The 26,421-nt window shown below is 61.6% G+C and carries 17 protein-coding genes, 1 tRNA gene and 1 pseudogene; 14 read left to right on the top strand and 5 right to left on the bottom strand.

The genetic code is table 11. The features are described from left to right. Positions 1–65: 65 nt before the first annotated feature. Positions 66–1,343: an O-antigen ligase family protein gene (locus C0541_RS18550; protein ID WP_115050829.1), complete on the top strand. Its 1,278-nt coding sequence runs from the start codon at positions 66–68 to the stop codon at positions 1,341–1,343. 119 nt (positions 1,344–1,462) lie between these two features. Here the strand turns inward: C0541_RS18550 and C0541_RS18545 are convergent, their stop codons facing one another. Beyond that, positions 1,463–2,287, bottom strand: a complete 825-nt coding sequence (locus C0541_RS18545; RefSeq protein ID WP_115050827.1) for a glycosyltransferase family 2 protein — start codon at positions 2,285–2,287, stop codon at positions 1,463–1,465. On the opposite strand from C0541_RS18545, the gene C0541_RS18540 reads away from it, so the two are divergent. Next, entirely contained in the window at positions 2,288–3,346 is a 1,059-nt protein-coding gene (locus C0541_RS18540; protein ID WP_115050826.1) for a CDP-glycerol glycerophosphotransferase family protein, read from the top strand. A 69-nt stretch (positions 3,347–3,415) separates the two neighbouring features. Here C0541_RS18540 and C0541_RS18535 read toward each other — a convergent pair whose 3' ends face one another. From C0541_RS18535 to ribA, 3 genes are all read right to left on the bottom strand, one after another. Continuing rightward, positions 3,416–4,921: a PH domain-containing protein gene (locus C0541_RS18535; protein ID WP_115050824.1), complete on the bottom strand. Its 1,506-nt coding sequence runs from the start codon at positions 4,919–4,921 to the stop codon at positions 3,416–3,418. Continuing rightward, on the bottom strand, positions 4,918–5,394 hold the full coding sequence (locus tag C0541_RS18530) for a PH domain-containing protein (RefSeq protein ID WP_115051159.1): 477 nt from the start codon (positions 5,392–5,394) through the stop codon (positions 4,918–4,920). Before C0541_RS18530 ends, C0541_RS18535 begins: the two co-directional genes overlap by 4 nt. A gap of 133 nt (positions 5,395–5,527) precedes the next feature. After that, positions 5,528–6,661 carry a GTP cyclohydrolase II RibA gene (gene ribA, locus C0541_RS18525; protein ID WP_115050822.1) on the bottom strand — a complete coding sequence of 378 codons (1,134 nt, stop codon included), beginning with the start codon at positions 6,659–6,661 and terminating at the stop codon, positions 5,528–5,530. Between the two features lie 244 nt (positions 6,662–6,905). Here ribA and C0541_RS18520 point away from each other — a divergent pair, with 244 nt between their 5' ends. Next, positions 6,906–7,427 carry a GNAT family N-acetyltransferase gene (locus tag C0541_RS18520; protein ID WP_115050820.1) on the top strand — a complete coding sequence of 174 codons (522 nt, stop codon included), beginning with the start codon at positions 6,906–6,908 and terminating at the stop codon, positions 7,425–7,427. 78 nt (positions 7,428–7,505) lie between these two features. Here the strand turns inward: C0541_RS18520 and C0541_RS18515 are convergent, their stop codons facing one another. Continuing rightward, a complete protein-coding gene (locus tag C0541_RS18515; RefSeq protein WP_193725964.1) occupies positions 7,506–8,522 on the bottom strand; it encodes a lauroyl acyltransferase in 1,017 nt (338 codons plus the stop codon). Here C0541_RS18515 and dtd point away from each other — a divergent pair. The 11 genes and pseudogenes from dtd to C0541_RS21450 form a co-directional block, all read left to right on the top strand. Further along, positions 8,521–8,961 carry a D-aminoacyl-tRNA deacylase gene (dtd, locus tag C0541_RS18510; RefSeq protein ID WP_115050818.1) on the top strand — a complete coding sequence of 147 codons (441 nt, stop codon included), beginning with the start codon at positions 8,521–8,523 and terminating at the stop codon, positions 8,959–8,961. The two genes, C0541_RS18515 and dtd, sit on opposite strands and share 2 nt — an antisense overlap. A gap of 107 nt (positions 8,962–9,068) precedes the next feature. Beyond that, the gene (gene rpoD, locus C0541_RS18505) at positions 9,069–10,943 is read left to right on the top strand and encodes an RNA polymerase sigma factor RpoD (RefSeq protein WP_016902493.1); all 1,875 of its coding nucleotides are present in this window, start codon (positions 9,069–9,071) and stop codon (positions 10,941–10,943) included. Between the two features lie 176 nt (positions 10,944–11,119). Then, positions 11,120–11,433, top strand: a pseudogene (locus C0541_RS18500) (DUF6566 family protein). Positions 11,434–11,738: 305 nt separating this feature from the next. Continuing rightward, positions 11,739–11,814 (top strand) — tRNA-Ile (locus C0541_RS18495). A gap of 177 nt (positions 11,815–11,991) precedes the next feature. Beyond that, positions 11,992–13,200, top strand: coding sequence for a tyrosine-type recombinase/integrase (locus C0541_RS18490; protein WP_115050815.1), 1,209 nt, complete (start codon positions 11,992–11,994; stop codon positions 13,198–13,200). Between the two features lie 149 nt (positions 13,201–13,349). Beyond that, entirely contained in the window at positions 13,350–13,781 is a 432-nt protein-coding gene (locus C0541_RS18485) for a DNA mismatch endonuclease Vsr (RefSeq protein ID WP_115050813.1), read from the top strand. 24 nt (positions 13,782–13,805) lie between these two features. Next, positions 13,806–15,113, top strand: a complete 1,308-nt coding sequence (locus C0541_RS18480; protein ID WP_115051158.1) for a DNA cytosine methyltransferase — start codon at positions 13,806–13,808, stop codon at positions 15,111–15,113. 98 nt (positions 15,114–15,211) lie between these two features. Next, complete coding sequence (locus tag C0541_RS18475) at positions 15,212–18,184, top strand: hypothetical protein (protein WP_153065004.1); 2,973 nt, start codon at positions 15,212–15,214, stop codon at positions 18,182–18,184. A gap of 15 nt (positions 18,185–18,199) precedes the next feature. Beyond that, complete coding sequence (locus C0541_RS18470) at positions 18,200–24,340, top strand: DEAD/DEAH box helicase (RefSeq protein WP_115050809.1); 6,141 nt, start codon at positions 18,200–18,202, stop codon at positions 24,338–24,340. 3 nt (positions 24,341–24,343) lie between these two features. Next, positions 24,344–26,011: a nuclease-related domain-containing DEAD/DEAH box helicase gene (locus C0541_RS18465; protein WP_115050808.1), complete on the top strand. Its 1,668-nt coding sequence runs from the start codon at positions 24,344–24,346 to the stop codon at positions 26,009–26,011. A 324-nt stretch (positions 26,012–26,335) separates the two neighbouring features. Beyond that, positions 26,336–26,421, top strand: an 86-nt coding sequence (locus C0541_RS21450) for a transposase (protein WP_221177204.1), incomplete at its 3' end; no start/stop codon positions are given.

The raw sequence follows: 26,421 nt of genomic DNA, 5'->3' as shown, positions 1-26,421 counted from the left end.
TTAGCTTGGCCGGCGTCGCTGATGCGCATCGCCCGATCCCGCCCCCCTCCGCCTCCGATGTCTGAATGAACTCCTTGCCCACCCAGCCCGCTTCGCTTTCCTCGTCGGCTCCCATCGCCTCACCGGCAGGCGCGGGCATCGCCGAACTGGGCTTGTTCGCGTTGACCGCGTTGGTGGTCAGCATGCCGAGCGGGTTGCTGCCCTTCGGGCTGTGCCTGTTGCTCGGCTCGCTGGTGGGGTGGCGCAGCCTGCGCGCGGGCGTCGTCGCGCGCAGCGGGGCGTTGCGCGCGCTGGGATGGTTGACGGTGGCGGTGATCGCCATGTCGCTGCTGTCGATCGCCTTGTTCGAACACGGGCTGCGCGATGTCGACAACCGCTCGCGGTTCCTGGTGCTGCCGTGGGCGGCGTTGTGGGCGTACGCGCTGCAGCCGCGCCAGGTCTGGCTATGGCGTGGCGCGCTGGCCGGCGTGTTCGCGGCAATGGTGATTGCCATGCTGCAGGTGATGAATGGTGCCGACCGCGCCGAAGGCTGGACCAATGCAATTGTGTTTGCCGATATCGCGCTGATGCTGCTGGTGGTGGCGGTGTTCTGCCGTCCGCCGGGCAACCTGCGCTGGTTGGCGGGCGCGGCCATCGCCACGGTGGTGGTGATCGTGCTCAGCGGCAGCCGCGGGGTGTGGTTGTCGTTGCTGGCGACCCTGGGCGTGCTGATCTGGGGCGCGCCCTGGCAGAGCGCACGCCTGCGTCTGCTGACCTTCGTCGGCGGTGCGGTGTTGGCCGCAGTCGTGGTGCTCAGCGTGCCGGCCTTGACCCAGCAGATGCGCCTGGGCGAGTTGCAGAGCGACCTGCAACGCTACGAGGTCGGCGACAGCGATTCCTCCGCCGGTGCCAGGATCGAGCGCCTGCATGTGGCCTGGGATACCTTGCGCGCGCATCCGCTGACCGGCATCGGCGTCGGTCGCTTCGACGATGCGATGCGCGAGCTGCCGGTCTGTGCCGGCGATACCTGGCTGCTGCGCTGTCATCTGGGCCATGCGCACAACGATCTGGCCGAGTGGGGCGCCACCCAGGGCGTTCCGGGGCTGTTGCTGCTGTTTGCGGTCTACGGGGTGCCGTTGTGGATCTTCGTGCGGCTGCATCGCCGCAGCGGCCAGCGCCAGTTCCGCGGGCCGGCGGCGGCCGGGGTGATGATCGTGGTCAGCTACGCGCTGTGCGGATTGACCCAGTCGATGTTTGCGCACCAGGTCTCGGCCAGCTTCTACACGGCGATGGTCGGTGTGCTGGTCGGCCTGGCAGCGCGCCAGGCGCAGGAGTTCCCGGCTCGAGCGGCTGACAAGGGCTAGCGAGCGGACTTGCGGTGGGTGGTGGGCTCGGCCCCATCATCGGATAGGTGACTGTTGGCTCGGAGCGCCGACCTGGCGGCGGGCGCAGCCGTCGCCAGGTCGCATGCGGGTCGCTGCGTTCAGCCGTCGCGGCGATCGTCCACGCGCGGCGGATCCTGCACCGGCTGGTCGTGCTGCAGCAGCCACAACATGATGGTCTTCTGGCGCACGTAGTTGGCGCGGACATAGGCGTAGATCAAGCCGTGCCAGCCATCGCGAAACCCGCCGCGCAGCAGGTAACCGCGCCAGAAGCGCCAGGCCGGCGCCAGCACCAGCTTGCTCCAGGTCGCACGCTTGCCGCGCGCGTAGTCGTGCTCGGCCATCATCTGCGCGTAGCGCTGGGTCTTGGCCAGTTGCTGCGCCAGCGAGCGGTACGGATAGTGGATCAGGTCGCCTGCCAGGGTTGCGACTGCACCGTCGACACTGGCCGCCTCGTGGATCTCGCGCTTGCCGCGCCAGCCGCCGCGGCGTCGATCGAACAGGCGCAGCACCCGATCCGGATAGGCATTGCCGTGGCGCAGGAACCGGCCGAAATAATCCGAAAGCCGTGCGAAGCGGTAGCCGGCTGCACCGGCAAAACCGCCATCGCGCGCGGCGATGATCGACGCACGCAAGCCGTCGCTGACGCGTTCGTCGGCATCCAGGCACAGCACCCAGTCGTGGCTGGCCTGCGCGACGCAGAACGCCTTCTGGCTGCGATAGCCATCGAAGGCGCGCTGCAGGACGCGTGCGCCGTGTGCGGTGGCCAGCGTCGCGGTGGCATCGGTGGAGCCGGAGTCCACCACCACGATCTCGTCGCAGAACGCCAGCGAGCGCAGGCAGTCGCGTAGGCGATCGGCCTCGTTGAACGCGATAATGCAGGCGCTGATGCGCGGCCGTTCGTCGGGTGCGGTCGAAGAGGACATGTGATGGCTCAATACCTGCTGTTCGCAACGGAGCGTTACGCGTTGCCTATTCTGGCGCCATTGGCGCAGGCATTACAGGCCCGCGGACACGCCGTGTCGGCGTGGTTCGAGGGCGCTGCACGCGGGTTGGCGTTGCCGGATGTGCGCCAGGTCGGCCTGCGCGAGGCGCTGGCGCTGCGCCCGCATGCGGTGTTCAGCGCGGCCAACTGGGTGCCGCCGTTCATTGCCGGCGCCAAGGTGCAGCTGTTCCATGGTTTCAACGTGCAGAAGCGCGAAGACAACCGCGGGCACTTCCGCGTGCGCGGGCTGTTCGATCTGTATTGCACGCAGGGCCCGGCCACCACGGCGCCATTTCGCGCACTCGCCGCGCGCGAAGGGCATTTCGCCGTGGTCGAAACCGGCTGGCCCAAGCTCGACCCGGTGTTTCGCGACGATGGCGGACACAGCGCTGCACTGCGCGCGCCCGCCAACGGGCGGCCGGTGATCCTGTTCGGCTCCACGTTTACCGAGCGCCTGAGCGCCGCGCCCGCGCTCTACGACCAGATCGCTGCCGATATCGCCCGCGGTGCGCATTACTGGCTGCTGACCCTGCATCCGAAGTGCGCGCCGGAGCTGTTCGATCGCTATCGCGCGCTGGCCGGGCCGCATGCATGCTTTGTCGAACCCGAACAGGTCATGGCCGCGCAACGTGCGGCCGATGTGCTGGTGTCGGATACCTCGTCGATCGTGTCCGAGTTCGTGGTGCAGCACAAACCGGTGGTGACCTTCCGCAACCGCGTGCCGCAGCCGCACATGCTGGACTTCCAGCAGCCCGAACAATTGCCGCAGCAGCTGGCGCGCGCGCTGGCGCCGGATGCGGCGCTGCGCAGCGCGCTGGCCAGTTATGCCGACGCGATCCATCCGTACCGCGACGGGCAATCGTCGGAGCGGGTGATTGCAGCGACCGAGGACTTCATCGCCGGCAAGCTCGGTCCACTGCGCCGCAAGCCGCTGGGCGCAGTGTGGCGCGGCCTGCAGATCCGCCGCGAACTCGGATACTGGGGCCCGTCCCGGCGCTGAAACCGGGGTTTGGCTCCCAGCGGCTGCCAATCAGCAGCCTCCAACCAATCCCCAATCCCGATTCCCAACTCACCAACGCAGCTTGCGCCGCGCCAACGCGGCACCCAACTGCGCCTGCAGCGCCTGCGCCTGCGCCAACGGCACAAAACGCAGGCGCAAGCCCGGGCCGGTCGGGCTGGCGCCGGCGGTGTCCAGCCACAGCGTGGCGGTGCCGGACAGGCGATCCAGCGGCGAGCGTTGCAGTTGCAGCGCCTGCAGCTTGTCCAGCTCGGCCAGCCGCCACCAGCGTTTCCACCAGCCGCCGCGCACGGCGACGAACCGCGCATCCACCGCATAGCCCATGCGCTGCACCTGGCGATGCGCCTTGAACGCACTCCATGGCAACCACAGCAGCAACCACGCCGCCTGGTTGCCGAACTGCCAGGCCAGGCCGCCCACCAGCGGCAGCAGCACCAACAGCGTGGGCAGGCTCAATCGCCACCAGCAATGCGTGGCGATCGCCTGCCACTGCGCCGGCGGCCAGGCAATCCCCGGCAGCAGGCGCTGCAACAAGGCATCGCAGCGCTGCGGGTCGGCGATCGGCGCCAGTTCCTTCAACGCGCTGCCTTCGCTGTCGCCGTTGCCGGCCACTGCGGTGTCCACCCGCAACTGGCGACGGCCGAACAGGCGATGCAGGCGGCTTTCGTACAAGGTCCACGACTGGATGCGCCGCAGCGCCACGCTGCTGCGGATGCGCGTCAGCAGGCCGCGCTCCACGGTCAGGCGGCGCTCGGATTGGCTGAGGTGGAAGCCGTGGTACTGCGCCACCGCCAGGGCCACCGACAGCGCACGCATCGCGATCAGGACGGCCACGGTGGCGAGCACCACCAGGGTCGCGGCGACGGCCGTCCCCGGATGGATCTGGCTGACATAGCGGTACGCCAGCTCGCCGTTGTGCTCGACGAAGTTGGACACCGTGCGGCGCGGGATCATCTGGTAGATCACGCCGAAGCTGGCTGCCACCACCACCATGCCGCGATTGGAGATCAGCCCCAGCCGGATCACTTCGCCGGTCGGCAAGCGCAGCAAGGTATTGCCGTCGTTGACGCTCTGCGGCGTGGCGATGTCGGCATCATGCGTGCGGCGACGGATCAGGTCTTCCAGCGCCAGCGCCTGGTCCAGCCGCAGCACGCGCATTTCCGCCTCGGGCTTGTGCCCGCCGGCCGATTCCAGGCGCACCTCGGCCACGCCGGCCAGCCGGTGCAGCAGCGATTGATGCACCGCTACGTTGTGGATGCGCGCGAACGGGATGTCGCGCCGGCTGCGTTCCAGCAGACCGCTGCGGATCGCCACGCCATCGGTGCCGATGCGGTAGCGGTAGGTGAAATAGCGCAGCACCGAGATCGCCACCAGCACTGCCATCACCACACCGGTGGCGATGTGGTCGGCCGAGTCGCGGCTGCCGTCGCGGCTGCCGAACAGGATCAGCGCTGCCAGCGGAATCAGGAACTGGCGGATCTGCTGCAGCAGCACGAACACCCACGACAGCGGATGCAGGCGCTGTTCGTCCTGGCCGGGATGTTCGATGGCGCTCACAGTGCGTCGTCGTCGTGATCGAGCTGGCGGGCGAGACGGTCGCGCAGGCGTTCGGCATCGCCCTGGTCCAGGCCGGACAACGCCACCGCGTTGAGCCGGCTGCCGGCGGTATGCACCACCAGCGTGGTCAGCCCGGTGGCGCGCTCGATCGGGCCGCGGCGCAGGTCCACGTGCTGCACGCGCGAAATCGGAATGCGCGTGTCGCTCTGCCAGAGATGACCGCGTTGCAGCGCCAGCCCGTGGTGGTCGAGTTTCCAGTGGGTGAGCCGATGCCGCTTGACCGCGAACCACGCGCCCAGCAGCGCGGCAACCACGGTCAGGCCCAGCACCACCGGCCAGTGATGCCAGGCGTGCAACGCCGTGGCAGTCACGCCGGCGGCGATCAACCCGACACATCCGCCGCCCAGTGCGCCGTTGACGCCGGCCACATAGGCCCCGCGTCGCGGTAGCGGTTGCCATCGGGTGTGGTCCACGGCCGGGGCCTGTGCGGCAGCGACGATGACCTCGGGGTGCGGCGGTGGAACCTCGTGCACAAGCCTGGCCTGCAGGAGCGGTGCGCAAGCATAGCCGGGCGCCGAGGGCGGGCGCATCCGGCGCAGGCGGCGCTTACTGCGCGGCCAGGATCAGCGCGTCCACATCCAGCGCATGCCCGGCGCGCGCGGCCTTGGTGCGCAGGTACTGCTCGTTTTCCGCAGTGATGTCGCCGGTCACCGGGATGCGGTCTTCGACCGCGATACCGGCCGCACGCAGGCGCTCGGCCTTGGCGGGATTGTTGGTCAGCAGCCGGATCCGGCCGATCCCCAGGCCGCGCAGCATTGCCACCGCACTGCCGTAGCGGCGCTCGTCCGGGCCAAAGCCCAGTTGCGCGTCGGCGTCGATGGTGTCCAGGCCGGCATGCTGGTAGCCGTACGCGCGCATCTTGGCGGCGATGCCGGTGCCGCGGCCTTCCTGGTCCAGATACAGCAGCACGCCGCCGCCGAGGTCCTTCAGTTTGGCCAGGCCATGCCGCAGCTGGTCGCCGCAATCGCATTTGAGCGAGCCGAACAGATCGCCGGTCAGGCAGGAGGAATGCACGCGCACCGGCACTGCGGCCGACAGGTCGGGCTGGCCGACCACGATCGCCACCTGGTCGCGCTGCGCCACCCCGCCGCGGAACACCACGAACTCGCTCATCCCCAGCCCGCGCAACGGCACCGGCGTGCGGGTGACCAGCTCGTAGCCGGCAGCGGCGGAGATGGCGCAACCGCTGCCCAGATCGTCCAGTGCCAGCGACTGGCAACCGGCGAAGGCGGCGTGGTCATCCGCGTCGTGCAGCTCCACCGCCAGCATCGCCGGCAGCAGCAGGCCCAGCCGCGCGATCTCCACCGCGCCTGCGTCCAGCGCATCGCCCGCGGTCCATTGCGTGGGCACCGGGGTGTCGCGCAGGTAGGCCAGCGCAGCGAGCTGGTCGTAGTCGTGCTCGGCCAGTGCCACGCGTGCGCCCTGCGGTGCGCTCAGGCCCAGCACCTGGGCCCGGGTCGGGGTGACGAACAGATAGTGACGCCGCTGCGCCGCACGCGCGAAGGCCGCATAGGACTGCGCGGTGCTGCTGTCCAGCGCCAGCACCGCGCGCGCCTGCCCGTGGGCCGCCGTCAGCAGCACCGGGCGGCCGGCGCGCAGTTCGGAGGCGGCGCGCTCGCAGCGGATCGCCGCCGGATCACCGAAGGCCTGTGCGCTGGGGGAGGGGACGGGGCTGCTCATGCACGACTCCAGATGGGGATTGCCACGGCCGCTTCAAGGCGGACGCCGCCGCGGCCGTTGCCTGCCGCATGCGGCCATTGTCGCGTGGTTGGCAAGCGCCAGTCGCCACGGCCGGGTGGAACGCTGCATCCAGCGTCCGCCGTTTGAGTTGCGCGGCAGGCGTGGATTGGTTGCATGCTGGCTGCGTTGTTCATCGCCGGGCAATGCCTTTTAATCCCCAGACCCCCTGCCCGCACCGGACCCCATGTCTCTCATCGACTGCAGCGAAGACCGCCACGCCAGCGCCATCCTGGACATCTTCAACGACGCCATCGCCACCTCGACTGCGTTGTACGACTACAAGCCGCGGCCACCGGAGAGCATGGTCGGCTGGTTTGCGACCAAGCGCGCGGGCGGCTTTCCGGTGATCGGGGTGGAGGCAGCCGACGGCAGCCTGATGGGCTTTGCCAGCTACGGCACCTTCCGCGCCTGGCCGGCGTTCAAGTACAGCGTGGAGCATTCGATCTACGTGCACCGCGACCATCGCGGCAAGGGCCTGGGACGCCTGCTGTTGCAGGGCGTGATCGCGGCGGCGCAGCAGCGTGGCGTGCATGTGCTGGTCGGCGGTATCGATGCCAGCAATCAGGCCAGCATCGCCCTGCACGAACAGTTCGGCTTCACCCATGCCGGCACCGTGCGCGAGGCCGGTTTCAAGTTCGGCCGTTGGCTGGACCTGGCGTTCTATCAGCGCATCCTCGCCACCCCGGCCGATCCGCACGACGATTGAGCCTGCGACGGTGGTTGCCGACGCCGCAACGGCGGCGGCGCTTTGCACGAGCGGATCTGCCTGCAGCCCGCCGCGGCGTCAGTGCGGATGCCGCTCGGTGGCGTACGGGTTGGCCTCGCCGCTGCCCGGCGGGCGCAGCGTGTAGCGCTTGTAGGTCCACTGGTATTGCGCCGGGTCGCGCCGGGCGATCTGTTCGATGCCCGCGTTGAGCGCGCTGGCGGCGCGCACCGGGTCGGCGTCGGCCACTGCCGGGTCGGCCGGCTGCACATGCAACGCAAACTGCAGGTCGCCGCCGGCACGTTCGCACCAGCCATACAGCACGATCGCGCCGGTGCGCTCGGCCAGTCGGTTGACCAGGGTCATGGTCAGGGCGGGGATGCCGAAGAACGGCGCAAACACGCCATCGCCCATTTTCGGCTGCTGGTCGGGCAGGATGCCGACCGCGCCGCCGTCCTTGAGCACCTTGAACAACTGCCGCACTGCCGGGCCTTCGGCACGTACCTGGCGTACGTTGTCGCCGCCGCGGGCCAGCTGCAGGAAACCGTCCACCGTGTCCGACTCCGGCGGGCGGTAGACGATGGCGATCGGCCCGCGTTCGGACAGCCACTGGTTGAGCAGCTCCCAGTTGCCGAAGTGCGGCGCGGCCACGATGACGCCGCGCCCGGAGGCCAGCGCCGCGTCGTAGAGTTCCTGGCCATTGCGCTGCAGTCGCGCCAGGTTCTCGGCCGGCGGGCGGGTCCAGGTACGCAGCACTTCCAGCGTCTGCCGCGCGGTCGACCGCAGCACCTGCGCATGCAGTTGCGCGCGCTGGCCGGCATCCAGTTCCGGGTACGCCAGCTCCAGGTTGCGGCGTGTCACGCGGGCCTCGCGTGCATCGAGCTTGCGCCAGCTCCAGGCCAGTGCATCGGCCACACGTTTGAGCAGCGGCCACGGCAGGCGGCCCACGGTGGCGGCGGTGGCGTAGAGCAGGCGGGCGCGGACATCGGGTTTCATCCGCGCAATTCTAAACAGCGTGGCCGGCGATGACCCGCGCGTGACAGCACCGGCGACGCTGGGCATGCTGCGCGGCACAGTTTGCTGCCCGAGAACGCCCATGCTTGCGCTGATCCAGCGTGTCACCCGCGCCGCAGTCACGGTCGATGCGCAGACCGTCGGGCAGATCGGTCCCGGGCTGCTGGCGCTGGTCGGGGTCGAGCCCGGCGACAGCGACGCGCAGATCCGGCGCCTGGCCGAGCGCCTGCTGAGCTACCGCGTATTCGCCGACGCCGCCGGCAAGATGAACCGCTCACTCGCCGACACCGGCGGCGGTCTGCTGCTGGTCAGCCAGTTCACCCTGGCCGCCGACACCGGTTCCGGCAATCGCCCCGGCTTCAGCACGGCGGCCCCGCCCGCGGAGGCTGAACGGGCGTTCAATCAATTGGTGGCGATCTGCCGCGAAAAACATCGCGGCGGGGTGGAAACCGGGCGCTTTGGGGCCCATATGGTTGTCGACCTGGTCAACGACGGCCCGGTGACCTTCCTTCTCAGACCCTAGAAACCCACGTCCACCAGCGGTCCTGTCTTGAATCCGGCAGACCGGGCTTCACGCTGGTATAATGCTAGGTTCTCTTTCCAATCTCAAAGCCGGTGGCGCGAGCACTCATGGCCAACGAACGTCCTGCCCAGCAATCCGACATCAAGCTACTGATCAGCAAGGGCCTGGAACAGGGCTATCTGACCTACGCCGAAGTCAATGACCATCTGCCCGACGACCTGGTCGACCCGGAGCAGATCGAAGACATCATCAGCATGATCAACGGCATGGGCATTGATGTCCATGAAGTTGCACCCGATGCTGAAACCCTGTTGCTCAACGATGGCAACACCGGCAACCGCGAGGTTGACGATACCGCTGCTGAAGAAGCCGCCGCCGCGCTGACCGCGCTCGACACCGAAGGTGGCCGCACCACCGACCCGGTGCGCATGTACATGCGCGAAATGGGCACGGTCGAGCTGCTGACCCGCGAAGGCGAAATCGCCATCGCCAAGCGTATCGAGGAAGGCCTGAGCCAGGTCCAGGCAGCACTGGGCGTGTTCCCGCTGTCGACCGAAATGCTGCTGGCCGATTACGAAGCGCACAAGGAAGGCAAGAAGCGTCTGGCCGAGATCGTGGTCGGCTTCAACGACCTGATCGAAGAAGCCGACGCCGCCGCTGCCGCGCTGGCCGCCGCCGGCCCGGTCGCCGTCGACGAAGACGCGGTCGATGAAGACGACGACGAAGACGGCGATGACGATGCTGCCGAGGAAGAGGCCGGCCCGACCGGTCCGGACCCGGTGGAAGTGGCCACGCGCATGGAGAACCTGGCCAACGAATACGCCAAGTTCAAGAAGATCTATGCCAAGAACGGCGCCGAGCACAAGCTGGTGGTCAAGGCGCGCGAGGACATGGCCGCCATCTTCACCACGCTCAAGCTGCCGCTGCCGCTGACCGATGCGCTGGTCACCCAGCTGCGTGGTGTGGTCAACGGCATCAAGGACCATGAGCGCAAGGTGCTGCACCTGGCCACCACCGTGGCACGCATGCCGCGCAAGGATTTCATCCGCTCCTGGGAAGGCAACCAGACCAACCTGGAATGGGTCGAAGACGCACTCAAGCGCAAGCAGAAGTGGTCGTCGGCGCTGCGCGACGTCAAGGACCAGATCGTCTCCGAGCAGCAGGGCTCGATCGAGATGGAGAAGGCCAACTACCTGACCCTGGGCGAGATCAAGGAAATCAGCCGCGCGATGGCCTATGGCGAAGCCAAGGCACGCAAGGCCAAGAAGGAAATGGTCGAGGCCAACCTGCGCCTGGTCATCTCCATCGCCAAGAAGTACACCAACCGCGGCCTGCAGTTCCTCGACCTGATCCAGGAAGGCAACATCGGCCTGATGAAGGCCGTGGACAAGTTCGAATACCGTCGCGGTTACAAGTTCTCGACGTATGCAACGTGGTGGATCCGCCAGGCCATCACCCGTTCGATCGCCGATCAGGCGCGCACCATCCGTATTCCGGTGCACATGATCGAGACGATCAACAAGTTGAACCGCATTTCCCGCCAGATGCTCCAGCAGTTCGGCCGCGAGGCCACGCCGGAGGAGCTGGCCAAGGAAATGGACATGCCCGAGGACAAGATCCGCAAGGTGATGAAGATCGCCAAGGAGCCGATCTCGATGGAAACCCCGATCGGCGACGACGAGGATTCGCATCTGGGCGACTTCATCGAGGACACCAACGTGGAGTCCCCGATCGACAACACCACCAACATCAATCTCTCCGAGACGGTGCGCGACGTGCTGGCCGGGCTGACCCCGCGCGAGGCCAAGGTGCTGCGGATGCGCTTCGGTATCGACATGAATACCGATCACACGCTGGAAGAAGTCGGCAAGCAGTTCGACGTCACCCGCGAGCGGATTCGTCAGATAGAGGCCAAGGCGTTGCGCAAGCTGCGTCACCCGAGCCGTTCGGAACAGCTGCGTTCGTTCCTGGACATCGACTGATCCACTCGTCGTATCGGTGCAGTGATCACACAACAGCCCCGCACATGCGGGGCTGTTGTGTTGTGGGGCATGCTGCAGGCTATGCTTGGCCGGCCGGCCACCGGGGTGTCGGGGCGGGGCGCAGCCGGCATTCACGCCTCGGCGACGAAGCCGGACCGCGGCGCAACATGAAACCGCTGTTTCTTCCAGGCTCACGTGACGTTCTAGCCGTGACTTCTAAGTTGACCGAGGAATGCAACGAGGCCGTCGTATGAGCAGGCAAAGCCGCTTTGAAACCACCACCTACCGCGAGCACGAGATTCGCGTACGCGCCGAGCAGGCGTCCCCGGGCGCCAGGTGGACGCTCTGGGTCGATGTGTATGCGCTGGGCGGCAAGCGCCAGCCACGCATGGGTGGCCGGGGGCCGGGCTGGGACACCTACCAGGAAGCCATCGCGCAGGGATTCCGTGCGGGCCGCCAGGTGATCGATGCGCAGCTTGAGGTGGCGTAGAGGTCGGGAGTCGGGAGTGGGGATTCGGATTCGGATTCGGGATTGCCGAGGCACTTGTTGCTGAGGCGCTTGTAGCTCCGGAGCTTGCACCGCCAATGGTGCGCAGCACACACATTGATCGCGTCCAGATTCAAGAGCCCGGCTTGCGCCGGGCTTTCTTGTGCGGGCCTGCGCACGCGCAGGTGGGTGCGGACGCTTCGGCTCATTGACGCCGGATGTCAGCAGACAGCGATGCGCGCGGACAGGTAAACTTTCGCCTCAGCTGGACGGTCCGACATGCGCCGCATTTCGTCACCCACCCTGCCGGGCCTATAGCTCAACGGTTAGAGCAGAGGACTCATAATCCTTTGGTTCCAGGTTCGAATCCTGGTGGGCCCACCACAGAGCAATCCAAGGTCGTCCGGTTTAATCCAGTGATTCCCGAAAAATTCGGCAAAATGCGGGGATTTTGGTCCGCCACGGTCCAAGCTGATCCACTTGAATCCGGGATCGAAGTGAGTCAGGCTATGAGTCAGCGGGCATGATCCATGCTTGATGACTCACAATCGCCTGACTCACATGCTGACCGATACCAAGCTGCGCTCCCTGAAATCACGCGAAGACGCCTACCGTGTCGCCGACACGAATGGCCTGTGCGTTGAAGTGCGTCCCTCTGGAACGAAGGTGTGGCGCTATCGCTATCGCCACTTGGGCAAGGCAAGCATGATCACGCTGGCCGAGTATCCGATCATGTCGCTCGGAGAGGCGCGAGCCGAGCGGGACCGGCTGCGGGCATTGGTCAAGGGCGGAGCCAACCCGGCCCAGGTGGCTCGCATTGAGCGAGCCGCACAGACCGAGCGCGCCGAATCTACCTTCAGTGCAGTCGCCATTGAACTGCTGGAGAAGCGAACCAAGGAGGGGCTGACGCCCGGATCGGTAAAACGTGAGCGCCGCCTGATCGAGAAGGATCTGGCGAGCGTCGGCGATATTCCGGTCACTGACGTAACGGCACCGTTACTGTTGGCAGCGTTGCGTAAGCTGGAGAAGCGCGGCGTTGCCGAGACAGCACACCGGACGCGCTCGCTTGCTAGTCGGGTGTTTCGCTATGCGATTGCCACTGGACGGGCGACATCAAACCCGGCCGACAGCCTGGTCGGAGCGTTGGAGCAACCCCAGACCAGGCACTTCGCGAGCATGACCGATCCTGCCCGGATTGCTGATCTGTTACGGGCAATGTATTCCTACCAGGGATCGCCCGTGACCTTGGCGGCGTTGAAGCTGGGACCGATGCTCTTCGTGCGGCCTGGGGAGTTGCGAAAGGCTCGGTGGGAGGACGTCGATCTTGAGAAGGCGGAGTGGCGTTTTGTTGCCAGCAAGACAAGAACACCCCACATCGTGCCTCTCGCGTCCCAGGCGAAAGAGATCTTCGAGGACCTGAGGCCTCTCACCCGTCGGAGCGAATTTGTCTTCCCGGGGGTTAGGAGCTCGAAGCGCCCGATGAGTGAGAACACGATCAATGCGGCGCTGCGGAACCTTGGCTTCGACGGCAACACCATAACTGGCCAGGGCTTCAGGGCCATGGCGAGAACAGTCCTGGATGAGGTTTTAGGCTTTCGGCCGGATTACATCGAACATCAATTGGCGCATGCGGTCAGAGATCCGCTCGGGCGCGCCTACAACCGCACCGCGCACCTTGCTGAGCGGAAGAAGATGATGCAAGCGTGGGCTGACTATCTGGACTCGTTGAGGCTCAACGCCAATGTTCTTCCGATACGTCGCGCCGGTTAGATCAATTGGCTTCTCGATCGCCTGTGAGGCGCCCCTGTGCCGTCAGTCTCATGGGCTCAGTCAATTCCCTGTCAGGGTGTTTCCTCGCTCTAGTGACGTAGTCGTTGGGGGCATGCTTCGGGTGTGGGTATCCGGAGAAGAACACGGCAATGGCTGACATCATGACGCCAGCACAGCGGACCGAAAGAATGTCGCGCATCCGCAGCCGAGATACGAAACCGGAGATGCTGGTCCGACGCTTTCTACATGGGAAGGGATTTAGGTTTCGCTTGCATGTCCGCGACCTGCCTGGCAGGCCAGACCTGGTCCTGCCAAAATACGGCGCGGTAGTGTTCGTGGAGGGCTGCTTTTGGCATGGCCACTCGTGCCAGAAGGGGCGGATACCTGGCACGAATCCGGCCTTCTGGCAGTCCAAGGTGGCCGTTAATAAGGCTCGCGATAAGCGGAATCATCGCTTTTTGAGACGGGAAGGGTGGCGGGTCATTCGTATATGGGAATGCCAGTTGGCTAAAAATAGGATGCGGAATGTGGCCTTAGCCAGGCTGGTTTCGCGAATTCTGGCTAGCACGAGTTGTGGCTAGGCATTGATACTCTGGGGAATTTGCTTGCGTAAGAACTTCTTGAGCGTCGTGGATTTGTTTGCGGGTTGCGGCGGCTTTGGCCTTGGGTTGGAACAAGCGGGCTTTACCCCGATCTTCGTCAATGAAATAAACGTCAACGCGCGCGGCACGTATGTCTTCAATCGAAAAGATCGACATCCACACTTCGCTCGCGGGCTGGACGAAGAAAAATGGACAAATCCATTTTGTTCGACCGATGCGAGCAAGATGACGAGGAAAGACTACCTCGAAAGACTCGAAAGTAGCTTCAAGTCCGAATTCGGGATTTCCCATGGTGAAATTGACCTCGTAGTCGGAGGGCCGCCGTGTCAGGGCTTCTCAGGCATTGGGCATCGCCGCTCGTATTCCGTAGCCAAGGAAGATTTGCCGTCGAATCACCTGTTCAAGGACATGGCACGGATCATCAGCCATCTTCGGCCGCGAGCCTTCGTTTTTGAGAACGTCCGTGGCCTTCTGACCGGGCGCTGGACTTTCGATGGCGAAAACGGAGAGATATGGAAGGATGTAAAGAAGGCCTTCGTCAATATCGGCGGATATAAGCTCGCTGCGGAGTTGGTTTACGCCAAGAACTATGGCGTTGCGCAGAATAGGCCTAGGATCATGCTCGTCGGTATTCGTGAGGACATAGCAGGGTCCGTCACGCGAAATGAGGAAATCGACTTGATAGATGGAACTGGCATATCGAGTGGGTTCCTGCCGGCCGGGCGTCCCGGATCATGGCCGTCAATTGTTGAGCTATTGGGGGACCTCGTCGATCCACATCATCAAAAAAGTGGTGGAAAGACGACCGAATATCCCTCAAGAGTCATGGGCGAAACGCAGCGAAAGTTCAGAACGTCTGCCGATGGTAAGAGCGTGGCCGGAAAAGGGTCGCCGGTAACCGAGCACGAATACAGCAAACACCACCCCGAGGTAGTCAAGAAGTTCAAAGCCATGATCGATGGCAAAGATTTCGAGGCGACAAGGAAGTTTACACAACGTGTGCTTCCGCGAGAGTGGGGGGCGACTGGTCCGTCGATCACGGTAACTTCGTTACCGGATGATTACGTGCATTACGAGCAGCCCCGCACATTGACTGTCCGGGAATGGGCTCGCCTGCAAGGGTTTCCTGACTGGTACCAATTCAAGGGCAAGCGGACTACAGGTGGGCTTCGTCGCGCAGGTAACCCGCTTGAGGGAATCCATTTTCGGGAACTGCCGAAGTACACGCAGATTGGGAATGCCGTGCCCGTGCCAATGGGGCGGGCAATCGGCGAACATCTAGCCAACATTCTCCGTGGAAATAGATCGTAGGTAGCCAAGTGGTGCGGATATGGATCCGCTTGTTCGGTTGTTTCGCGGAGGCGCGGCGATGCTCCGCAATGTGGGGAGGGAATTGCTAAATCGTGGAGATGAATACATTCGAAGCTTGGAACCTGCGGCTTTTGGAGCACTTTTTCTGGCCGGGGCGGATAGGCAAGGAAATCTTCATCGGCACTCCGCCTGATGTGCTAGATGAAATAGGTGATGGCTTGGGCGGGGATGCGGGATTCCTTAAAGCAGTCAAGGCAGGCCCGGATTGGAAGTGGAAGCATAAATCGCCGACACTTGAGTCGAGATTGCAGGAGCTCGTGGAGCGACGCAGAAAGAGTGCGTCTCGAGCGTTGGGATACACGGACCCGGGCAAACACAATTGCGAGTTCATGCCAGGTGGGGCGATTGAAAATTCCGCCCCGACCTACCTTCCGTACCTGGCAGCGCTAGCAAGAGGTGCAGCCGTCGCCGACGTGGCTGGCTACTACGCGCGTTTGCGCAAAGATCTCGGGCTTCCTCCGAACTGGAGCTCTAGTCAGATGAGCCGCACCGAAGTTGCCTGGGCAGACCTGGAGAAGTGGACAAAAGACACTGGCGGGCGTTACGGAAAGTTCACTTTTCGTAGTCTAGGAGCGCACCAGTTTGTTGGTCTGGCCAAGTCCCAGGTCATGATTGCCGCACGTGACATCCTGGTGTTGCACGAAATATTCGAACGCCTTGGGCTGGAGGTTGGGCGGGGGAAAGCTGCCATCAGGTTCGGGGATGTTCTGGAAGGGCTTCGCGCAAATAGCTCGGGTGTATCGAGGGGGCTGCGCCAGGCGGCATTTGATCCTGACTACAAGGACGTACTCGAAGCGCGGCTGGTTGATGTCCATGGTGAGTGGAAAGGGCGCGAGATTAGTCCCGACGAAGCAAGGAGGAGTCGGGCAGGCAAGCGCGCTGAGAAAAGAGGTGGAGTGAAATTCGGGCTCACGCTCGGCCCTGGTGAGTCACTTCCGTGGCGGGTCATTATCGGTATTGAAGACGAGGCAATCGCCCTTGACGAGGTCGAAGACTCCCAGTCACTGGGCAAGCCGGGCGACAAGGCCTGGCCGACGAGCGTGTCGATGCGGCGCCACCGGCTCGGTGGATGGGCCTTGCCGCTTTCCGTCGAAGAGTCGAAATCCTTCCTAATGCAGGATTCGTGGACTCTGAAGACTCTGCGCGGCTCGTTCCCTGTCGACCGGGCCCGGGAAGCCAGAGTGCTTACGGAGAATGGCGATGAGAACTACGAGTTGTGGGACAGCGGATGGCCCGAGTATGGCGCGGCGGTTGTTTTGTTTCCGGACGCAAGCGATGAGTCGCATGCAATGTTCATTTCTACTTGCCCCGACGCTAGTCGGTATAAGCTTGACGAGATGGAAGGTTTGCCATCTCGTTGGGCGATGTACTACGTGGAAGCTTGCGAGCGCCTAACGGACGAGCAGCGCGCGATCGTGGAGCCTAGCGGCAGGCGACTCAGGTTGCTGGTGTTGCAGGGTGGGAGCAAGGACGAGGGGGAATATTTGCACTACGACCTACCCAATGTTGTCTATAGAGGGCCGCCTGACTGGCGGGTTGGAGTTGCAGGGCGCGACGATCTTGAGTTGGAGCAAGATTCCTACACCCCTCTCACAAGACCCGGGCCGCCAGAACGTCACGGGAATGCTGTCGTTACCAGATGCTACGGACTTCCGCCTGAGTTTGAGGAAGGCGGGGAATTCAAGTTTTTCGTACTGGATGGAACCGGCAAGGAAAGAGGAAGCTGCTCGTTGGGTGTCCGTAGTCAAGCTGCTGCATCCACAGCGGAGGATGGCGAAATTTGCATGGATCGACTCGGAAGGATCGTGAAGGGCGTAGAGGGACTGCGTGGGGGACTGCCAGAACATCTCGTACGCGTGCACGAGAGGGGGCAAGGTAACGAAGTAATAGCGAGTTCGAGGTCGCGTCTGGATGTAGGGAAGCCACTAACCTTTGAAGAAGTTAGGAACAACCCAGCTTTGCTGTTCCTGGATTCACTTGCCAACACGGGCGGCTATTCATACGGGCATGCCAAGTCAAAGCTCGACAGGTTTTTAGCAAGGGCGGGGAGCATTCAGGCACCGTGGAAAGTGCTCCTCGATCTTTGGGGGCGTGGTTATGTTGAACTTGAGCGTGGCAAGGACGGCGGCATCGAACATGTCCATTCCGTGCCCGCGAAAGCCTACATAATGCCCCTTAAGGTCGATGGATGGGATGTCCTGGGATTGCTTGGTACGTTGAACCTAAGCCAATGGGGGAGCCTCTGCGAGGAATCTTTGGCTTGGGAAATTCTCAAGAACAGTTTCGGCCTCAGTGAAGAGGGCACACTCCCGGTCTTGAGGCTGAGGAGCAAGATGACGACGACCTTGCTGAAGCAACGGCTGGATCCGATCGGCCTGGAAGTGTTGCCAATGCAAGGCTTAGCCATTGCTAATTGGGCTGCCATGGAACGCGACGTCCGCTCCGCGATGCTGGCCGAGACCAAAGAGCTCAGTGAATCCATCCAATTCATGGGGCTCAGGCGGTTCGATCCACTTGCCATTCGCTACGTGGATATCAAATCCGGGCATCCTTTCCCTCCTGAGGGGGGAGAGGAGGCCGTTCTTTACAAGTTTGAGGACGCGCGGCGCAAGGGATGGTACAGAAATATGTTTGTCTCGCGGCAAGGAGCGTCATTTGCGCTTGACGAACAGTGGTCGAAATGGATCGCGATGGGTTATGTCGCGCGAGGCTTTGGTCGCGCCCCTGTCTTCCATGATCAAGAAAAAGGGTACCTGTATGTGCCAGCCAAGTTGCGACTTCCCATCGTGATTGATCGCGCGCTTCTGCTGTGCAGCGGCTCTCCGCCCGTCGAATATCGCCTAGATGCATGGGAAGACGGAAGTGACATAAAGTTCGGAATAAAGCACATTGATACGGTGCTCTTTCGATTGGACGAAGGCCTTTGTCAGGGCGTTGGAGATGGGGTCTGGTTGCGTTATGACAACGTGCCGACTGCCGTTATGAAGGCAATTTCGTCGAAAGGCAAGTAAGACAAGGACAAGGCAATGGATAACCCAGTCAAGGCATACGAGAGCATCAAGGAAAGCATTCGCCTCTATATCCAGAGCGCGTTCAAGACTAATTCTCGAAGCTTCGAGTTGGATCGCGAGGCGCTGCTCAAGAAGAGTGGTGTCCTGTTTCAGGACGCCTATTTGGAGCCCGTTCCCGCATATGCCTCCGGGAAGAGTCTGAAGGATCTTGAAAATGGAGATCTTCCGGGCATGGACGAAGCAGGTGTCGATGCATTCAAGCGTATCGTCGGTGCCGGACTCTTCGACGGCGATTTTCCCTTGTACAAACACCAGCAGCGCATGCTCATGGAATCCATGGCGGGAAAGCACTGCGTGGTGGTGACGGGTACTGGCTCGGGTAAGACCGAATCCTTCCTGTTGCCAGTGCTGGGGACGATCATCCGAGAGGGGGTCGACCTTTGGGCTGCTTGTAAACCCTTTGCCAGTCCATGGCCAGAAAGAAGTCTCCGGTATCAGGTGCAAAGAAATTGCCTGCGCCGGGAGTCGCGCACGGCTGCCGTGCGAGCACTTGTGTTGTACCCAATGAACGCATTGGTAGAGGATCAAGTGTCCAGATTGCGAAAAGCCTTGGACTCTTCACCGGTCCGGACGGCCTTGGACGAGGTTTTGGGGGGCAATCGGATACGTTTTGGTCGATACAACGGAAGTACGCCGGTTTCTGGCCATCCAATCGATACAAGCGGACAGAAGAATAAAAGCAAGATCGACGAGTGCAACGGCGCCATAGATAAGGCGCTATTGGAAAGCGAGGCAATCGACGCCTTGGTCGTCCGAAGGAAGGCCGAATGTGAATCGTTGGCCGAAAAGCTAAATGCACTCCCCGTTGGCCATCAAGACAGGCCTTTCGAGGGTGAGGTGAAGGGAGCAAAGTCCAGATACGAGAAAGCACTCCAGGCTCGACTATTTGTGCCGAATCTTTCGATCAACTCCGGGGAGATGTTCCACCGCTGGGAGATGCAGCAGAACCCTCCGGATATTCTAGTCACAAACACCAGCATGCTTTCCATCATGCTGATGCGCCATAAGCATCCCCAGTATGCCAACGATACGGCCGATGCAGATATTTTCGAGGCAACCAAAGTCTGGCTCGCCGAGGACCAGCGACACGTGTTCCAACTCGTCGTCGACGAACTCCATTTGTATCGTGAGTCGGCGGGCACGGAAGTAGCGTATTTGGTTAGGTTGCTGTTGGATCGGCTGGGGCTTTCGCCTGGCCATAAGCAACTGCGCATTCTTGCGTCCAGTGCATCGCTTGAAGGCGAGGAGGCTTACGATTTTCTCGGGCAGTTCTTCGGTATCGGTCGCGGCGAAGAGGCTAAGGCAGTCTTCCACATCGAAAAGGGGGAGGCCAAGTTTGAGCCTGGTAGCTCGGCTGATCTTGGTGACGAAGTCGCACGGGAGATGATTGGCCTTGTATCCGCATACGACACTGGGCAATGGAAGGAGCCAGCGATTGCCGCCAGTGGGCTGCTTAAAGAATGGGAATGGCAAGAGCGATTGCTTGCCCCGTTTTCTCACGGCAACAGGTTGATAGCGACTTCGTTGGTCAACGTGGCGGGATTCTGGTTTCCGCGCTTGGGGGAGGAGGACAGGCGCATGGCCGCTGAGGGCCTTTTCCTGATGCTGGCCGAGGTTTCGGAAAAGGATACTTTCAAAAGCGCCCTGCCGCGCTTCCGGTTCCATTGGATGGCGCGCAACATCGACGGGCTGTGGGCAACTATCAGGCCACTAGACATCCCGGAGGATCCGCGTCGGTTGGTCGGCACGCTTTCCCCGGAGCCAAGCCTGAACGCCGGCGGCCAAGGAATGGGCCGGGTACTGGAAGTTCTGTATTGCGAATGTTGCGGAACCCAGCTGCTTTGCGGAAACAAGACCGAATTCCGGGAGACAACCAAAGGCCCGGCGAGGAGAACCAAGACGCGATTCGAGCTAACGGCGCTGCCATCGGATCTTGATGGCCTGCCGGAACGCTCTACTGATGGGCGTACCGACGCCAAAGCGTATGACTCCCTCGGGGTTGTATGGATGGGCAAGGATGGCTCGGGTACCGATGGAGCTTGGGATCAAGTCGGCTTCGAAAGAGGGTCCGGGATCAAGCGGAAGGCGGAGTGGAAGATGGCTAGAATCCAGCAGGATGCTGGCCTAGTCACTCTGGATGCTGTCTCTCCTACACATCTAGATGTGTATAAGAGACAGATTCCTGCCATGCCGCAGCGATGTCCAAATTGCGGCATCGACTATTCCGAGAAACGTGGAGGACGCTTAGCTCCGATTCGCGCGTTCGCGACCGGCTTGTCGAAGGTCTCGCACATGTTGGCGACTTCGCTGATTGGCCAGCTCCCGGCGGGGGATAGGCGAAAGGTAGTGGCATTTTCGGATAGTCGCGAGTCAGCAGCGAAGCTAGCCTTGGACGTGGAGACGGAGCATTGGGGCCACCTGCTCCGCACCATGCTGCACTCCGAGCTGAAGCAAAGATCATCCTTGAGCCTGGATTTTCTGAAAAAGCAGTTCTGGGATTTGATTGACGACGGCCATGCTCAACAGGCCGACGAAATCCTCGCGAACCTGGAAGTTCCGCGGGATATTCGAAGCACGCTTGACAACTTTATTGCGATTGCCGAGCGGAAGAAAAGTCGGGGAATTGACCCCGCTTTCCAGTTGGAGTTAGACGGTTTGGCAAATGCCAAGCCGGGTTGGGTGCCTCTCGATTCCTTGTTCGCGCAGCCCAATCGCGATGAGGCGTTGCCTGTTCTATGGAAAGACTTCGTGGGACTTGGAACAAATCCAGGAGGCGCCTCGTATCACGATCGCATCGTTGGGGACAAGAACAAGCCGCGGGATTGGACGACTGTCCTTGATATGGCGGGCAATGTGCGCCGTATCGGAGGATCGCAAACTCAGGAGGAAGAAGCCAAGGAGTTGAATCGCCGACTCAAGAAGCGGGCTTGGGGTGCATTGTCAGGTCGCTTGCTTTACGACTTGGAAGCGCGTGGCATTGGCCATTTGGGCCTGGGGCCGGGCGTTGGAAGCAAGGCACCCTCCGGAGTGAAGGCTGAGAGCTTCGCCCAGGCATGCCATTCCGTACTTCGTATTCTGACTGAGCAGTACAAGATCGACCCAAGCCCTTGGGGCAACCAGCCAGACGAAGAGTGGGAAGATGACTCCCCGAATGACAGGTCTTGGGGCGCGGCAAAGAAGCGGGTTCGCTCCTATCTTGAAGCTCTCTCCAAGAAGTCTGGGGCTGGATTCGAGACCATCCGGGGCGCGGTACGCGGGGCACTCAAGAGTGCCGGTCACCAGTGGGGCGTAGTCAACTTGATGTCGACGTACGTCAAGGTCGTTGGTGGTGATGATGGTAGTTGGCAGTGCGAGCGCTGCATGCAGATCCATTGGCACGCGTCTGCCGGTATTTGCTCCCGCTGTTGCCATGACCTAGCAGCGGAGGCGAAAGGACCCACCAGCGACGAAGTTCGGGCGGGCCACTACTATGGTGGCGAGGGTGAGCTTTTCCGGCTACACGCGGAAGAGCTGACTGGTCAAACGCAAGACCAGGCCCAGCGCCAGCGGCATTTCCGTGGCATCTTCCTTGATCGCGAAAAGGTCCGCGACATTGGCGAGCGCGATGTCATGCCACTGGTGGATGAGATCGACTTCTTGTCGGTGACTACGACAATGGAAGTCGGCGTGGATATCGGCTCTCTACAGGCAGTGCTGCAGGCGAACATGCCTCCAGAGCGTTTCAACTACCAGCAGCGTGCTGGTCGCGCTGGTCGTGCAGGTCAGCCCTTTGCCGTGGTGTTGACCTATTCTCGTGGACAGACGCACGATCGCCTGCATTTCGATCATCCCGGGGAGATGACGGGTGGGGTGCCGCCACAGCCCGGTCTGGCGATGACCAAGGGTCAGCAGGTTCTAGCCGACCGCCTGATGGCCAAGGAGTTGTTGCGGAGATTCTTCCTTGATGGGAACAAGATCGCCTGGGTAGATACGGCGGAAGATCCGGATACACATGGCGAGATGGGCATGGTTCCGGATGATCCGACCGATCTGGTGCAAGAGATTATGGCTTGGATGAGCAACGAGACACAGCGAATCCAAAGCATCGCAAACGTACTGAGCGCCGCAAGCGATATCAGCCCGGATGACTTAGCCAAGCGTGTCCTGGATTTGCCGGATAGGCTTGGAGAAGCGTGCAGAAATCCAGTTTTTACAGCCGCGACGTTGGCGGCACGCTTAGCCGAGGCAGGCATCCTACCCATGTTTGGCATGCCAACGACTGTCAAGCCGCTGTACTTTGATCTGGACCGAGCCAGCGGAAAGGCTATGGCCTTGGATAGGCAGGCTGATCAGGCCGTGGCTGACTTTGCTCCAGGCTCCGAGCGCACCTGGGACAAGAGGACCTTGCGGCCATTGGCGCTTGTGGGCGACGTACAGAAACGAGGCAAGGAATGGAAGGCCGTCAATCAGGCTGTGCTCGGTGTATATGAGTACGTTCATTGCGAGAAGTGCAAGGCTTTGTTCGTTAAGCGTATCCCGAATGATTTACACGGGAATCTCGATCATGACCAGATTGATTGCTTGAATCCGGCATGTGGAGGAATGGCGTGGCGATATGCCGCCGTGGTGCCAAGGGCGTACGCCACCGATCTGAAATTCCATGAGCCGAGGAAGGGGGATTTCACTGGTCGATCTGGCAGGACCACGATAGCGTCGCCTGCTCGCTCAGATGCCACGAGAGATAAAGTTGCTGGTGCGTACGTTTCCCTTGGTCGACAACAGCAGGTCATGCGAATCAATACGAACGGGAGAAGCAAGGCAGGAGGGAGTCGCCTTTTTTCTTTCGAAGCGGCTAGAGGCATCCAGTCATCCAAGGGGGAGTGGCTGAACCGGCATGATGATGTTGAATCCATCCTAAAACTTGATGAGTCTGGGAATATCGGCGGGTACAGGGTTGCCTTGTCCTCGCCGAAGATAACCGACATCTTGGCGATTAGCTCGGAAGCACGAGATGGCATCGAGTTCTTTGATTGGGACATGCCTCATGCTTCGACACGCCATCGCGCAGCTTGGTACTCCGCTGCCACGATCCTGCAGCGAGCTATTGCTCTGAAGCTCGACGTAGATTCCATGGATATCGAAATTGCGTCCATTCACGGGTTGCAGCCGGGCGAGGGCGAGCTATACCTTGCCGATGCCCATGCTAATGGCGCCGGCATCGTTGCATGGGCTGGAGACCACTGGATGGAGTTGCTGGATGATTGCCTCGACGCGGATGGCGAATTCGGTCGCCGAGTCGTAGAGGAGAGGAAGGCAAATGAGTCGGGTGACAGCTGGCGAACGCCGGACCGACTGCTAAAAGGTTTCCGTAATCGGCATATACACGGCTTGTTGGATTGCGAGTTGGGTCTGAATTTGCTTCGTTGCTTGAAGGACGAAAGCCATGCGCCTGGCATGGATCCTGCGTTCATGGCGCAAGCTTCGGCATTGGCACGCGCCTATTGCAGCGCATTCCCGGGTTCGCAACCTGAAGGAGGCAAGGTTGCAGGATGGACCACAGGGGACATGTTCGTTGGCATCATTCATCCGCTGTGGGCGAGCGCCTCAGGACGGCTTAACGGCGTGGCCGAACTGATTGCTGTGGCCAGTGATAGGGGGGGCAAGCAGGTTTGCCTGGTGGATACGTTTAACCTGTCGAGGCGGATGGCATGGGTGCGCTCGCAGCTTCTGGGCGAGAAGCCACCGTTTCTAGTCGATACGGCATCTAGCTTGACTAATGGATCGCGAACGACGGGGAGAGTGGCCAGGCTTGCCGTGCCCATGCAGACGCGTATGACTTTCGAGGAGATCATGGCCTTGGCGCCCGGCGATGCTTTTCAATGGGGGGACATGTTATGGGAGAAGACAGGCCCGCAGGACGTCAATTTCGTTAGCGGTGAAACCGGTACTTGGTTGGCTACCCACGAAGGTCATGGCGGCGTCTATCGCTTGCAGGTGACGGTTGCCGGCACGAGCCGCCGGATCAAGCGCATTGGCGTGGATGACGGGCACTTGAAGTTGGCCGAAGCGGCTGGCTATGGCATTGCCGTCGTCGCCAGAAAGAAAGATGGGAGCTAACGAGTGGCAAAGGTATTTGGCACACTGCCCTTGAATGTTGCCGAAAAGGAAGTCGTAGTCGCCTTAAAGGGCCAGGCTCCGGTGGATTGGTTGGTTATACCCGGCGTTCGGTGGGCCAAGCGCAAGGAAAATGGCCCGGTCATGGACGGGGAGGCTGACGTCGTGGTTCTGGTGCCTAATCTCGGTATGCTAATTATCGAGGTGAAAGGATCGCGCGAGATAAGGGTGACAGAGTCGGGCTGGCAACGCCTGGAAGCTGGATGCTGGGTGGACCTTGGACGTTCGCCGGTGGAGCAAGCAACTTCAAATGCGCATGAACTCAAGCGTCTCCTTTGTGACGCCAACGGATGGAAGGATTCATTCCCCGGCTTGTTTGGTTGGCTAGTGGTTTATCCCAATGGCCATGCCAACGCCGTTCCGGCTTTGGTTGATGGCACTATGCTAGCCACGAGGCAAGACATGGGGCGACTTCAGGCTAAAGTCCGAGGTGCCTTGCTTGCCAAGGGAAGCAAGAGCATTGGCAAGAACTTCACCGCAGGCGTGCAAGAGGCTGCAGCGAAGGTGCTGACCAGCTCGGAGTTCCGTATCGTGCCTGCCGATGGCACCAAGGAGGTAAGCGCAGACAAGGATGCCATCGAGCGCTTGACCCACCAGCAGTTCAGCGCCCTGAAGGGGCTATTTGAGTTGCCTTCCGTCGCCGTGGCTGGACCCGCCGGTTCCGGGAAGACCATTCTGGCCATGTGGCATCTGCAGTCAGTAATCGACGCTGGCGGGAAGGGGCTTTACGCCTGTTACAACAAGAAGCTAGCTGAATCATTGCGGCTGAAAAATCCAAGCCTCAAGGAGCATATTCAGAGTGTGGATAGCTTTTTTGGCAAGACCTGCCCAGGTGTCGCGAGAGGGAACGGGTCTCTAGACGAGTTCTTCCGCACGATACTTCCGAATGCCGTATTCGATCAGGTTTCGGCATGGGACGACGATGAAAAGTTTGATGCCGTGATCGTGGACGAAGCGCAGGATCTCAGTGAAGACCAGCTTATTGCCCTTCAAGCCTTCAAGAAGAACAAGGGAGGATGGGCGGCATTTATGGATAGGCGGCAGGATTTGTACAAGCGGAGTGCGGAAGAGGATGTTGATGCCGATGTCTTGTACAGGCTGTCGCACAATTGCCGGAATACCGTGGCTATCAATAAGGCGACGAATGCCTGTGTCGGGAGTGAAGTTGCGTCGATGCCAGGCATGCCGGACGGAGTTGCGGTCGTCGTCGAAAAGATCGGAAAGCAGCAAATGGCAAATCGCGCTTTCCAGTTCGCAAAGGAGTGGAAGGAAGATTCCAACAACAGCGTTGCTATCCTTAGCCCGAGAGTGATGGCAGATTCGGCGATGTCTGGTAGTTCGATTGGCCACGGTATCGGCTTGACTGAGGATGTCGGAGAGCTTCAGCACTCCCGCAAGGCACTTTTTTCCACGGTCAAGGCGTTCAAGGGAATCGAGGCCGACTGCGTGGTTGTCGTGGATGCTATTTCGCCGGAAGTCGGTGAAAGATACTTCACGTTAGAAGATCTTTATGTTGCGTGTACGAGGGCAAGAACACGTCTGGTGATTCTTGTATCCGACGAACAGTCATTTGCGTACTTCGAACAAAAGCTGGGGAAGGTTCGGTCAGGCTGAGGCCGGTACGTCATGCGCATGATGCGTATTGATCATGAGTAGGAAGTTATCAAGATTTTTTCAAACCCTTATTGTCGTCCTGAAGCTGGATGGTACTGGCTTCACGCATGACGCAGCGCTGGTCGCGTCGTTGCAGGAGTCAATGAAGATGAAGGGCAAGGTCGAGCTGATCTATTGCGTGATGGTCGTGGCCACGGCCGTGCTGGCCAGCGTCATGAAATGCACGGCGAGCGCGGCCTGCAGCAGGTGTTGTCGACTCCCCGTAAAATTGGTCCATCCATAGTTAGAGGTCTCCGGGCACACTAGCCACCAAGGAGACCGACGATGCGCAAGAGCAAGTTCACCGAGAGTCAGATTGTCGCCACGCTGAAGCAGGTTGAGGGCGGCCGCCAGGTAAAGGATGTGTGCCG

The organism is Xanthomonas arboricola (assembly GCF_003353015.1).
Lineage (GTDB): Bacteria > Pseudomonadota > Gammaproteobacteria > Xanthomonadales > Xanthomonadaceae > Xanthomonas > Xanthomonas arboricola_E.
The sequence above is the reverse complement of the archived record's forward strand: the minus strand, read 5'-3'. Positions and strand labels throughout refer to the sequence as shown.

Coding starts and splice junctions, on each gene's coding strand:
- C0541_RS18550 (WP_115050829.1), top strand. CDS start 66: ATGAACTCCTTGCCCACCCAGCCCGCTTCGCTTTCCTCGTCGGCTCCC.
- C0541_RS18545 (WP_115050827.1), bottom strand. CDS start 2,287: ATGTCCTCTTCGACCGCACCCGACGAACGGCCGCGCATCAGCGCCTGC.
- ribA (WP_115050822.1), bottom strand. CDS start 6,661: ATGAGCAGCCCCGTCCCCTCCCCCAGCGCACAGGCCTTCGGTGATCCG.
- C0541_RS18520 (WP_115050820.1), top strand. CDS start 6,906: ATGTCTCTCATCGACTGCAGCGAAGACCGCCACGCCAGCGCCATCCTG.
- dtd (WP_115050818.1), top strand. CDS start 8,521: ATGCTTGCGCTGATCCAGCGTGTCACCCGCGCCGCAGTCACGGTCGAT.
- C0541_RS18515 (WP_193725964.1), bottom strand. CDS start 8,522: ATGGGCGTTCTCGGGCAGCAAACTGTGCCGCGCAGCATGCCCAGCGTC.
- rpoD (WP_016902493.1), top strand. CDS start 9,069: ATGGCCAACGAACGTCCTGCCCAGCAATCCGACATCAAGCTACTGATC.
- C0541_RS18490 (WP_115050815.1), top strand. CDS start 11,992: ATGCTGACCGATACCAAGCTGCGCTCCCTGAAATCACGCGAAGACGCC.
- C0541_RS18485 (WP_115050813.1), top strand. CDS start 13,350: ATGGCTGACATCATGACGCCAGCACAGCGGACCGAAAGAATGTCGCGC.
- C0541_RS18475 (WP_153065004.1), top strand. CDS start 15,212: ATGAATACATTCGAAGCTTGGAACCTGCGGCTTTTGGAGCACTTTTTC.
- C0541_RS18470 (WP_115050809.1), top strand. CDS start 18,200: ATGGATAACCCAGTCAAGGCATACGAGAGCATCAAGGAAAGCATTCGC.